At 63.4% G+C, this 11,721-nt stretch carries 9 protein-coding genes; 1 reads left to right on the plus strand and 8 read right to left on the minus strand.

Annotation, left to right across the window (positions count from 1 at the left end; genetic code table 11):
- Nucleotides 1–39: 39 nt before the first annotated feature.
- The 7 genes from VMA74_RS13345 to VMA74_RS13375 form a co-directional block, all read right to left on the minus strand.
- Nucleotides 40–2,733 carry a molybdopterin-dependent oxidoreductase gene (locus VMA74_RS13345; RefSeq protein ID WP_325367718.1) on the minus strand — a complete coding sequence of 898 codons (2,694 nt, stop codon included), beginning with the start codon at nucleotides 2,731–2,733 and terminating at the stop codon, nucleotides 40–42.
- Complete coding sequence (locus tag VMA74_RS13350) at nucleotides 2,730–3,962, minus strand: NAD(P)/FAD-dependent oxidoreductase (protein ID WP_325367720.1); 1,233 nt, start codon at nucleotides 3,960–3,962, stop codon at nucleotides 2,730–2,732. The genes VMA74_RS13345 and VMA74_RS13350 overlap by 4 nt, the downstream gene beginning before the upstream one ends.
- Nucleotides 3,959–4,309 carry a nitrite reductase small subunit NirD gene (gene nirD / locus VMA74_RS13355; RefSeq protein ID WP_325367722.1) on the minus strand — a complete coding sequence of 117 codons (351 nt, stop codon included), beginning with the start codon at nucleotides 4,307–4,309 and terminating at the stop codon, nucleotides 3,959–3,961. The genes VMA74_RS13350 and nirD overlap by 4 nt, the downstream gene beginning before the upstream one ends.
- A gap of 4 nt (nucleotides 4,310–4,313) precedes the next feature.
- Nucleotides 4,314–6,878 carry a nitrite reductase large subunit NirB gene (gene nirB / locus VMA74_RS13360; RefSeq protein WP_325367724.1) on the minus strand — a complete coding sequence of 855 codons (2,565 nt, stop codon included), beginning with the start codon at nucleotides 6,876–6,878 and terminating at the stop codon, nucleotides 4,314–4,316.
- 19 nt (nucleotides 6,879–6,897) lie between these two features.
- Nucleotides 6,898–8,235, minus strand: coding sequence for an MFS transporter (locus tag VMA74_RS13365; protein WP_325367726.1), 1,338 nt, complete (start codon nucleotides 8,233–8,235; stop codon nucleotides 6,898–6,900).
- Nucleotides 8,236–8,476: 241 nt separating this feature from the next.
- The gene (locus VMA74_RS13370) at nucleotides 8,477–8,842 is read right to left on the minus strand and encodes a type II toxin-antitoxin system VapC family toxin (RefSeq protein ID WP_325367728.1); all 366 of its coding nucleotides are present in this window, start codon (nucleotides 8,840–8,842) and stop codon (nucleotides 8,477–8,479) included.
- On the minus strand, nucleotides 8,836–9,054 hold the full coding sequence (locus VMA74_RS13375) for a ribbon-helix-helix protein, CopG family (RefSeq protein ID WP_325367730.1): 219 nt from the start codon (nucleotides 9,052–9,054) through the stop codon (nucleotides 8,836–8,838). The genes VMA74_RS13370 and VMA74_RS13375 overlap by 7 nt, the downstream gene beginning before the upstream one ends.
- A gap of 91 nt (nucleotides 9,055–9,145) precedes the next feature.
- Here VMA74_RS13375 and VMA74_RS13380 point away from each other — a divergent pair, with 91 nt between their 5' ends.
- Nucleotides 9,146–9,601, plus strand: a complete 456-nt coding sequence (locus VMA74_RS13380; RefSeq protein WP_325367732.1) for a GNAT family N-acetyltransferase — start codon at nucleotides 9,146–9,148, stop codon at nucleotides 9,599–9,601.
- 52 nt (nucleotides 9,602–9,653) lie between these two features.
- On the opposite strand, the gene VMA74_RS13385 is transcribed toward VMA74_RS13380, so the two are convergent.
- Nucleotides 9,654–11,721: TonB-dependent receptor (locus tag VMA74_RS13385; protein ID WP_325367734.1), on the minus strand; the 2,068-nt coding region annotated here is incomplete at its 5' end.

Below are 11,721 nucleotides of genomic sequence, written 5' to 3' on the forward strand. Positions count from 1 at the left end.
TCCTGGCGAGCATGAGATCACCCTCCCAAGTTGGCGCCCCTACGCATTCACCTCCGCCCGCACTTCCGCAATCAACTGCCGCAACTCCGGCACGCACGAACCGCAATTGCCGCCCGCGCGCAGGCGCGAGGTAATCTGCGCCGGCGTTTCCAACCCATGCGCGCGGATCGCATCGCAAATGGTGTTGCGCCCCACGCCAAAGCACGAGCACACCGTCGGCCCGGTCGCGGCAACCGATCCGCCCGGCTCGCCCAGCAGCAACGCCGTACGGTCGGCCTCTTCCAATTGCGGCTGCACGAACAGGCTGGCCAGCCAATGCCGTGCAGGCAGATCCGGGCGCGCAGAAAGAAACACGCAGGCCTCGATGCGATCGTCGATCACGTGCGCGGCGCGGTACACGCCGGTGCTGCGGTCTTCGTATTCCAGCCAATCGGCCTCCGGATCGCTGACGCCCAGCCACGCGCGCGCCCAGGCGCTGCATTCGGACGGCCGCTCTCGATGCGCGATTTCGTAGCGGCGAAAGTGGTCGCCCTGGATGGAGGTCCAGTAGCTCAAGCCATCCGGCATCAGCAGTTTGCGGCTGAGCGCAAAGCCATACCAGCGCACCGGAAACGGTTCCACGCTTACTGGCGTGTGCTTGAACTCCGGCTCGCCGGAAACAGGGTCCACCACTGGATTGACCACGCCACCGACGCGCGCGTCGGAAGCGAACTGATCGTTCCAGTGGATGGGCACAAACACATTGCCGGCAAGCATACCGCCGCTGTGCTTCACGCGCGCCACCATCGCGCCCCAGCGCGATTGCACGCGCGCCAGCTCGCCTTCGCGTACGCCACAGCGCAAGGCATCGTGCGGATGCATGTCGATGAAGGGTTCGGGGATATGTCCCGTCAGACGCGGCGCCTTGCCGGTGCGCGTCATGGTGTGCCATTGGTCGCGTACGCGTCCGGTGTTGAGCACCAGCGGGTATTCGCGACCGGTGGCATGCGCCGGCATGCGCGCGGGTGTGGCGATGAAGCGCGCACGCCCGTCGGCATGCGAAAATCGGCCATCGGCGAACAGGCGCGCTGCGCCCTCACCATTCGCCGCCACCGGCCATTGCACCGGCTGCAGCGCGTCGTAAGCCTGGCGATCCAGATCGGCCAGGCCACCGAGATTCAAGAGACGCCGTGTTGCGGACTCGTCGTTGCGATAAGCGGTAAGCCGCGCGTGCTCGGCAAACACCGCTTGCACGTCATCGAACTGGAAGCCTTCGGCGTAACCCATGCGCCGCGCCACCTCGCAGACGATGCGCCAATCCGCGCGCGCTTGCTCCGGCGCCGGCAGAAACGCGCGCTGGCGCGAAATACGCCGCTCGGAGTTGGTCACCGTGCCGTCTTTCTCGCCCCAGCCCAGCGCCGGCAGCAGCGCGTGCGCAAATGCATTGGTATCGGTCTGCGCAACGATGTCGGAACTCACCACCCATTCGCAACGCGCCAGCGCCTGCTTTACGCGATCGGCATCGGGCAGGCTCACCACCGGATTGGTCGCCATGATCCATAGCGCCTTCACCCTGCCCTCGCCGATCGCGTGGAACAGGTCCACCGCTTTCAGGCCCGGACGCTCGGCCATGCGCGGCGACTGCCAGAAGGTTTGCACGATCTGGCGATGCACGGGGTTTTCCAGCTCCAGATGCGCCGCCAGCATGTTCGCCAGGCCGCCCACTTCGCGCCCGCCCATCGCATTGGGCTGTCCGGTCAGCGAGAACGGCCCCATGCCCGGCTTGCCGATGCGCCCGGTCAGCAGATGGCAATTGATGATGCTGTTGACCTTGTCGGTACCGCTGGACGATTGGTTCACGCCTTGCGAGAACAGCGTGACGGTGCGTTCGCAGCGCGCAAACCAGCGGTAGAAGTTCAAAAGGTCGGACGGCTGCACGCCGCAGATGCGCGCCACCTCGGCCGGATCGCCAGCATCCGCCTGCGCGGCCGCCAGGGCCTGCGCAAAGCCTTCGGTGTGTGCTTCCACGAAACGCGCATCCATCGCACCATGCTGGAACAGGAACGCCAGCAGGCCGTTGAACAGCCATACGTCCGTACCGGGTTTCACCGGCAGATGCAGGTCGGCCGATTCGCAAGTGGCCGTATGGCGCGGATCGATCACCACCATGCGCGGCGGCCTGGCGCTTTCCTTCGCCTTGGCGATGCGCTGGTACACGATGGGATGGCACCACGCAGTGTTGGAGCCGACCAGCACGATCAGTTCCGCTTGCTCCAGGTCTTCGTAGCAACCCGGCACCACGTCTTCGCCGAACGCACGCTTGTGGCCGGCCACCGCGGACGACATGCACAGGCGCGAATTGGTGTCGATATTGGCCGTACCGATGTAACCCTTCGCCAGCTTGTTGACGACGTAGTAGTCCTCGGTGAGCAATTGCCCCGATACGTAGAACGCCACCGCATCCGGGCCGTGCCTGTCGATGACGCGGCGAAAACCCGTGGCCACGCGATCGAGCGCGTCGTCCCAGCTCGCACGCTGCAGCGTGCCATCAGCTGCGCGCAGCATGGGATGCAGCAGGCGGCCGCGCAGGTCGACCGTTTCGCCCAGCGCCGAGCCTTTGACGCACAGGCGCCCGTGATTAGCGTGATGCTGTGCGTCGCCTTCCACGTGCACCGCGCCATCGGCGTCGGCGCGCGCCAGTACGCCGCAGCCTACGCCGCAATAAGGGCAGGTGGTGGCGACGGCCGCATTCACGCCGCCACCTCCGTCGGCTGGCAGTAATGCTTGCCGAACAGCAATCGATCGCGCATCGGCGTGATGTCGGCGCCGCTCTGGATCAGGTCGAAATACCAGCCGCCATCCTTCACGTCGCCATACAGCACGGCGCCGATGATCTGGTTGCCTTTCAGCACCAGCCGCTTGTAGATGCCGCGGCGCGGATCGCGCAGCACCAGGTCTTGTGTGCCTTCGCCACCGATGAAATCACCGGCCGAATACAGATCGATGCCCGTCACCTTGAGCTTGGTCGCCGTGCGCGTGAAGCGGTAGCGACGGTGCCCGATGCGCGCCAGGTGCGATGCGCATACGCGCGCCTGCTCCCACACCGGCGCCACCAGGCCAAAGGTGAGCCGGCGATGCTGCACGCATTCGCCCACGGCATAGATGTGCGGATCGTAGGTCTGCAAGGTATCGTCGACCACGATGCCGCGATCGCAATGCAGCCCGCAGGATTTGGCCAGCGCGATATCCGGGCGCACGCCCACCGCCATCACCACGAGGTCGGCATCGATGCGGCTGCCATCGGCCAGTTCGATGCCCTGCACGCGTCCGTCGCCATACAGCGCCTTGGTCTGCGCATTGAGCAGCACGTTCAGGCCGCGCCCTTTCAGGTTATGCGACAACAGGCGCGACGCATCGGCATTGAGCTGCTGCTCCATCAGCACGTCGATGCGATGGAGCAGGCTGACCTGCATGCCACGGCGCAAAAGACCATTGGCCGCCTCGATGCCAAGCAGGCCGCCGCCGATGATCGCGGCATGCTTGTAATGGCTGGCGACCTGCAACATCTGCTCGACGTCATCGATGCCGCGGAAGCCGATCACGCCCGGCAAATCGGCGCCCGGCAGCGGCAGCATGAAGGGCTGCGAGCCGGTGGCGATCAGCAGGCGGTCATAAGTAACTTCCACGCCCTTGCGCGAACGCACGCGCCGGTGGCGCCGGTCGATCGCAACCACCGGATCGCCCGCATGCAGCGTGATGCCGTTTTCCGCATACCACGCCGGCGTGTTGAGCATGATGTCGTCGGTGTTCTTTTCCCCGCTCAACAGCATCGAAAGCATGATGCGGTTGTAGTTGCCGTAAGGCTCGGCGCCGAACACGGTAATGTCGTACAAGCCCGGCGCCAGCTGCAGCAACTCCTCGACCGTACGCATGCCGGCCATGCCGTTGCCGATGACGACCAGCCTGGGTCGCGCTGCGCTCATCGTAACGGCTGCCCCAGCAGCACGTGCTCGTCCTGCAGGCTGACCTGCCAGGGGCGCACCGAATGCTCCGGGGCTTCCAGGCACTCGCCGGTACGCAGGTCGAAGTGTTGCTTGTAGATCGGCGAGGCCACCACGATGCGCTCGCCCAGGCTGCCGATCAGGCCGCGCGACAGCACGTAGACATCCGCATTGGGATCGAAATTGTCGATCGCGTAGAGCCCATGCTGGCCGACGCGGAACACGGCCACCTGCTCGCCATCCACCAGCGCGCACACGCCGGTGTTGGGCAGGATGTCTTCCAGGTCACAGACCAAGGTCCAGCCTTTCGTCGTCACCACGTCTTCCATCGCTCTACTCCGTCATGACGCTTGCGGGAATGCGCCGGCTGCGCTTTTCGTCCGGCCGGCCCGGGCGAATCTGGCCGCGCTCCGGCACAAACACCACGTTGCTGTCCGGTGCGCGGCTGTTGACGAAATGCTGGAAGCGCTTGCGCGTCTGCGGATCGGTGACCGCCTTCTTCCACTCGCACTCGTAGGTATCGACGATGCGCTGCATGTCCGCCTCCAGTTCCGCGGCGATGCCCAGCGAGTCATGCACGATCACGCCCTTGAGGTAATCCAGCCCGCCCTCCAGGTTGTCGCGCCAGGTGCTGGTGCGTTGCAGGCGGTCGGCAGTGCGGATGTAGAACATCAGGAAACGGTCGATGTACTTGATCAGCGTGGGCGTATCCAGGTCGCCAGCCAGCAATTCCGCGTGGCGCGGCTTCATGCCGCCGTTGCCGCACACGTAGAGGTTCCAGCCTTTTTCGGTGGCGATCACGCCGACGTCCTTGCCTTGCGCTTCGGCGCACTCGCGCGTGCAACCGGAGACGGCCATTTTCAATTTATGCGGCGAACGCAGGCCCTTGTAGCGGTTTTCCAGGTCGATTGCGGTACCGACCGAATCCTGCACGCCGTAGCGACACCAGGTGGAACCCACGCAGGATTTCACCGTGCGCAGCGATTTGCCGTACGCATGGCCGGACTCGAAGCCGGCCGCAATCAACTCTTCCCAGATCAGCGGCAGCTGTTCCAGCCGCGCGCCGAACATGTCCACGCGCTGGCCGCCGGTGATCTTGGTGTACAGGCCGTATTTCTTGGCGATGGCGCCGACCGCGATAAGGCCGTCCGGCGTAACTTCGCCACCGGCCATGCGCGGCACCACCGAATAAGTGCCGTCTTTCTGGATGTTGGCGAGAAAGTAATCGTTGGAGTCCTGCAGCGAGGCATGCTCTTTCTGCAGCACGAAGGCGTTCCAGCAGGAAGCGAGAATGCTGGCCGCCACCGGTTTGCAGATATCGCAGCCCAGGCCCTTGCCGTGGCGGGCAAGCAATTCGTCGAAGTGCTTGATGCGCTCCACGCGCACCAGGTGATACAGCTCCTGCCGCGAATAGGCGAAGTGCTCGCACAGATGATTGTTGACCGCCAGGCCCTGGCGCTTCATCTCCGCCTTCATGATCTGCGTGACCAGCGGTACGCAGCCGCCGCAGGTGGTGCCGGCCTTGGTCACGGCCTTCAAGTCGCCGATGGCATTGGCGCCCGCGCACACCGCCTCGCACAGCTGGCCTTTGGAGACGTTGTTGCAGGAGCAGATCTGCGCGGACGCCGGCAGCGCGTCCACGCCCAGGCCGGGCCTGGCGTTGCCATCCGGGGTGGGCAGGATCAGGAATTCCGGTGACGGCGGCAGCTCGATGCCGTTGAGCATCATCTGCAGCAGCGTGCCGTATTCGCTGGCATCGCCCACCAGCACGCCCCCGAGCAGTTGCTTGCCGTCGCCCGACACCACCAGTTTCTTGTAAACCTGCCGGCGCTCGTCGCTGAACTGGTAGCTGCGGCTGCCCGGCGTGGTGCCGTGCGCATCGCCGAGGCTGGCGACGTCCACGCCCATCAGCTTGAGCTTGGTGGACATGTCGGCGCCGACGAATTCCGGCAGCTCCAACGCATGCCTGCGCTCCAGCAAGGCAGACAAGTGCGCCGCGACCACGCGCGCCATGTCGTAGCCGGGCGCCACCAGGCCGAACGTCTTGCCGCCCCAATAGGCACATTCGCCGATGGCGTACACATCCCAGTCGCGCGTGCGGCAGTAGTTGTCGACATGGATGCCGCCGCGCTCGCCCACGCCAAGCTCGCAGGTGCGCGCCAGTTCGTCGCGCGGGCGAATGCCGGCGGAGAAAACGATCATGTCGGCATCGAGATGGCTGCCATCGGCAAACTTCATGCGATGGTGCGTGCCGTCGCCGTCGACGATTTCCTGTGTGCTCTTTCCAGTGTGCACGGTGACGCCCAGCTCTTCGATCTTGCGCCGCAGGACATGGCCGCCGATCTCGTCCACCTGCACCGCCATCAAGCGCGGCGCGAATTCCACCACGTGCGTTTCCAGGCCCAGGTCGCGCAGCGCCTTGGCGCATTCCAGGCCGAGCAGGCCGCCGCCCACCACCACACCCACCTTGGAACGCTTGCCCCAGGCCTGCATCGCCAGCAGGTCGTCGATGGTGCGGTAGACGAAACAGCCGGCTCGCTGGTTGCCAGGAATGGGCGGAACGAACGGCTTGGAGCCGGTGGCAAGCACCAGCTTGTCATAGGCGATCACTTCACCGTCGGCGGTGGTGACACGCTTCTGCTGGCGGTCGATCTGCACGGCCTGCGCGGCAAGGCGCAGATGCAAGCCAGACTGATCGAAGAACCCGGATGTCACCAGCGAGAGATCGTCTGCGCTCTTGCCGCAGAAGAATTCGGATAGATGCACGCGGTCGTAAGCCGGCCGGCCTTCCTCGCACAACACGGTGATGTCCAGGCCCGGCGGCTGGCGCGCCATCAGCTCTTCGAGCAGCTTGTGCCCGACCATGCCGTTGCCGATCACCAGCAGTTTCATTGTCATGGGCAAGCCCCTTCCCCGTTCATGCTGCGAGTTGCGATGTCGCCTGGGCCTGGCTCAGCGCTTCGCGGTAAAGCTGTTCTTCGCGTGCGGCATGTTCGGCGCTGAAACGCACCGCCAGCGCACACAAGGAGCCGGCGATCACGAAACCGCCGAGCAAGGCAAAGGTGTGCTGCACCGAACCGGTGCTCTTGAGCAGGAAACCCGCAGCGATTGCACCGACGTTGCCGCCTGCGCCGACCACGCCCGCCACACCGCCCAATGCCTTGCGATCGACGAACGGCACCAAGGCATAGGTGGCGCCGCATGCCATGTGCGTGAACACGCCGAAGGCGATCATCGCCGCCACCGCCAGACCTGCCGCCTGCACGCTGGAAAACCACAACAATCCCAAGCCTTCGCACAGCATCAGCGCGCTCAGTAACCAGGTACGCGCCGCCAGCCCATGGCGGAACGCCAGGCGATCGGAGGCGATCCCGCCCAAGGCGCGCGCAAACAGCGCCAGCAGGCCAAAGCTGCCCGCCGCCAAGCCTGCATGCTTAAGATCCATGCCAAAACGATCGACGTAATAACTGGCCGCCACGCCATGCACGAACAGCTCGATACCGAAGCAACCGGCGTAGGTCACGAACAGCATCCACACGCGGTAATTGCGCACCGCGGCGCGGAATATCCGCCATCCACCCGCGTTGCCGGTTTCCGGCATCAAGCCACACGCCCGCAAGTCGCGGTAATTACCCTGCGGGCAATCCTGGGCGTAGCGCCAATACAACGCGGCCACGAGCAACATCAATACGCCCGGCACGAACATCGCCGCGCGCCAGCCCAACGCATGCTGCACGCCCAGCGCGAGTATGCCCGCAAGCACCCACGGCATCACCGACTGCGCGACGCCGCCACCGGCGTTGCCCCAGCCGGCGGTCGCCGCATTGGCGGTGCCCACCACATTCGGCGCAAACATCACCGAGGTGTGGTACTGCGTGATCACGAAACCGGCGCCGGCAATGCCAGTGGCCAGGCGAAAGAACAGGAACGCGGCGTAGCTATGCGCAAAGGCAATGCCAAACACTGGCAACGCGCCGATCAGCAGCAAACAGGTATACGTTCGCCGCGGCCCGAAGCGATCGCACAGCGGCCCCACGATCAGCCGTCCAAACACCGTCACCGCCACCGCGGCAATGCTGATGTTGGCGAGCTGGTCCTTGCTTAGATGAAGTTCGCCCTTGATCAGCGGCATCAACGGCGCCGCCGCAAACCAGGCAAAGAAGCAGACGAAAAACGCCAGCCAACTCAAATGGAACGCACGCATCTGTGGCGTGCGCAGACGAAACAGTTCGATCCGCGTAGCTCTGCTGGACATACCCTACCCCGCGCTGAAGACTTGCCTGGCCCTACCAGCCCGTCCGTCGCAGCGAGTTGATCGGCGGGCTTTTGTGCATGATGCGCTGCATCATGCGTGCCAATGAGGTAAGTGACGGTTTTCTGTAGGTTTTTTGCAGGAGTTACGCATTTGGGCGGGGCTTTGCGCACCAACGGAGGGCTAAATGCGAGGCGCTTGCACCGCTGCAGCGCAGCATGGCCAATCAAAGGGTAAGCGGCTCTCAGAGCTTGTACGGAACCCGCACGCCCGGCTCATCTGCTGGAAAATCTTTGGTGTTGCGTGAAACAAGCAAGAGCGAGTTGACCTGAGCCGTCGCCCAGACAATCGCATCCGGCAACCGAATGCGCCTTTCCTTTCGAATCGCGACCGCACGATCCGCAATGGCCGCATCCACGCCAATGATGTCAAACGAAAGCAGCCATGCGCGAATCGCCGCATCTTCTTCCGATGACGCACCGACAAGAACTTCCATCCACGTGATCGTGCTGATCGCGCGGTACTCGTAGCGTGCCAGTTCTTTTTTGGCTGCGCTGGCGCCGTTGAGATAGTCGATCAGGATGTTGGTATCGAAAAGTGCCTTTACCATTCGGAGCGAAGCTCCTTTTGGTATTCAAGACCATCGATCTTTTTCCCCTTCCACAAACCGAACACATCGTTCCCGAGCTCTTTTCTGCGCTGCGAGATATACGCCTCGATGGCGTCGCGTATAACAGCAGCCCGGGGGCGATGCTCCATTTCCACGAGCATGGCAAGGGCTTCCACCTGAGCTTCGGGCAGATCTATCAAAATGCGACTCATTGCCGGCTCCTTTCGTGATATACATATCATATATCACCTCTGCCCGGAGGGCTACTGTCATGCAACACGGATCACCCGATACGAGACATCCATGGACATCCGCCCAGACGACCTTTCCAGCCCCGCAACCCAGGCGCTGCTGCGCCTTCACCTGTCCGGCATGCATGCCAATTCGCCGCCGGGGCATGTCTTCGCGCTCGACCTGTCCGGCCTGAAAGCGCCCAACGTCACCGTGTGGAGTGCATGGAACGGCGGCGACATCTGCGGCATCAGCGCACTGAAACAGCTCGACGCGAACGCGGGCGAGATCAAATCGATGCGCACGCATCCGGATTATCTGCGGCGCGGGGTGGCGGCGGCCTTGCTGGAGCACATGATCGACGAAGCGCGCCGCCGCGGCCTGCGCCGCCTGAGCCTGGAAACCGGCAGCGGGGCTTCGTTCGAGCCGGCGCTTGCGCTTTATCGTCGGCGGGGCTTCGTCAATGGCGAAGCCTTCTCGGATTATCAAAAGAGCGACTTCAACCAGTTTTTGCATCTGCATTTGTAGGCTGGGATTGCATCCCAGCCTGCGTGGTCGCTTTGTGTGACTCGGCGAATATCTAAAACTTCGCCCGCAATTCCACCCCATACGTACGCGGTGGTGTGACCGTGGCATACGGCGTGCCGAAATCATTGGTGCTGTCGTTGCCGATGCTCAGCACATAGCGCTTGTTGAACATGTTGTTGACGAACACGCCCACGCCCCAGTGCTCATTCGGCGTATGCCAGTCCAGCCGCGCATCGGTGCGCTGGGTGGCGTTGCCGACACTGAACAGCGGCGTGCTCAAGCAGGTGCCCTGCACGCCGGAGTCGGCATTGCAGCGCGTACGGCCGCGATAGGCGTACTGCATGTTCAATTCCAGGTTGCCGCGGTAGACGTCGAACCAGGTGTAGTCGAAACCGGCGGTGGCGGAGAAAGTGGGTTCGCCAGTCGGCTGGCCATCCAGGCTCACTCCAGAGGTCGAGGTGCCATGGATATAGGTGCTGTCGATATAGGCGCTGGTGAAGTTCAGGCGCAATGCGTTCGTCGGCTGCCATTGCGCTTCGACATCCAGGCCGTGCGCGTGCTGGTCGCTGGTCATCACCGTGTAGAACGGCACGCCCGAGCCGTTGAAGTTCGGATTGAGCACCGAGGACTGCAGGTTGGAATAACGGTAGTAGTAGGCCGAGGCGTTAAGCAGCAGGTTGTATTCGGGGAAGACGGCCTTTACGCCGCCCTCGTAGTTCCATACTTTTTCCGGCGAGTACAGCGAACCTACTTGCAGACTGTTGTAGCCGCCGGCCTTGTAGCCTTTGGTGGCGGACACATAAGCCATCAGGTCGGGCGTGAACTTGTAGCTCAGCACCACGCGCGGGCTGAAGTCATGCCAGCTATGTGTGGTGGACACCCATTGGCCCACGGCATTGGGAAAGATGATATTGCCGCCGAAGGCCGCCAGCGCCTCCTGCGCCTGGGGCGGCAGCAGGCCGACGATGCCGCTGGAAACCAGCGCCGCCACGGTCTGGTCGAACGCGGTCGCCTGGCGCAGCGGCGTGTACCAGGTGAAGTCTTTCTGATCTTCGGTGTAGCGCAGGCCGGTGGTCAGGTCGAACCGGTCGCTCACATGCCAGATCACGTCACCGAAGGCGGCATAGGCCTTGAACTTGCCGACGTTGTCGATCTCTTCGCGCCAGGGGTCACTCAATAGGCTATAAGGCAGCCCGAACGCCTGCAGGCCCTGGGTGATCTCGGTCAGCGGCAAGCCAAGTCCATCGACATTCTGCGCCAGGGTATCCAGGCTGCTGGTGTTGGTATTCACCTGGCTGGTCTGGCGTGCCTGCTCCGAGTAGAAGCTCACGCCGGAGACCCAGTCCATCAGGTCGTTATCGCCCGATAATTTGAATTCCTGGTAATAGCTGTTGTTGTGCTCGATGTTGGCCGTATCGAGGTAGCTTACGACGTGGTCGGTGCCGTCGTTGTCTTCGTCGTTGAAGGTGTTGAAGTGGCGCCAGGCAGTCGTCGACGTAAAACTGCCCCACGGAAAGGAGTGATCGACGATCAGCGTGGAGCCATCGAAGTGCCGCCACTCGCGTGCCTGGATGGCGTCGTTGTAGAGCGGCGCAGTGAGTGGATTGAGATAAGTGGCGGGATTGGGCGGAAACGGCGGCCGCTCGTTCGTATCGTTGGACAACGCCACCAGGCCGATCGATGGGCGTGGCGGCTGGTCCAGGCGCTCGTGATCCCAGGACCACAGCACACGCGTATCCGGCGTGACGTTCCAGCGGTAGACGATACGGCTGCCCCAGTCGTCGTTCTTGCCGTAATGCTGGCCATTGGCCTGGTCGCGAATCCAGCCGTCGCTCTGGTTGTCGAGCACGCTGATGCGCAGCGCCATGTCCCGATTGAGCGGGATGTTGACCAATGCATCCTCATAGCGCTCGCCATAGTTTCCATAGCGCAGCACGACCTTGCCCTCGAACTTGTCGCTGGGCTCGTTGGTGACGATGGAGATGGCGCCGCCCGCCGCGTTGCGGCCGAACAGCGTGCCCTGCGGGCCCTTCAGCACCTCGATGCGCTGGATGTCGTTGAAGGTGTTGAAGTGGCGCCAGGCAGTCGTCGACGTAAAACTGCCCCACGGAAAGGAGTGA

Source organism: Dyella sp. (assembly GCF_035508675.1).
GTDB lineage: Bacteria > Pseudomonadota > Gammaproteobacteria > Xanthomonadales > Rhodanobacteraceae > Dyella_B.

Excerpts from the sequence above, each read along its gene's own strand:
- VMA74_RS13350 (WP_325367720.1), bottom strand. The coding sequence starts at position 3,962 with ATGAGCGCAGCGCGACCCAGGCTGGTCGTCATCGGCAACGGCATGGCC.
- nirD (WP_325367722.1), bottom strand. The coding sequence starts at position 4,309 with ATGGAAGACGTGGTGACGACGAAAGGCTGGACCTTGGTCTGTGACCTG.
- nirB (WP_325367724.1), bottom strand. The coding sequence starts at position 6,878 with ATGACAATGAAACTGCTGGTGATCGGCAACGGCATGGTCGGGCACAAG.
- VMA74_RS13365 (WP_325367726.1), bottom strand. The coding sequence starts at position 8,235 with ATGTCCAGCAGAGCTACGCGGATCGAACTGTTTCGTCTGCGCACGCCA.
- VMA74_RS13370 (WP_325367728.1), bottom strand. The coding sequence starts at position 8,842 with ATGGTAAAGGCACTTTTCGATACCAACATCCTGATCGACTATCTCAAC.
- VMA74_RS13375 (WP_325367730.1), bottom strand. The coding sequence starts at position 9,054 with ATGAGTCGCATTTTGATAGATCTGCCCGAAGCTCAGGTGGAAGCCCTT.
- VMA74_RS13380 (WP_325367732.1), top strand. The coding sequence starts at position 9,146 with ATGGACATCCGCCCAGACGACCTTTCCAGCCCCGCAACCCAGGCGCTG.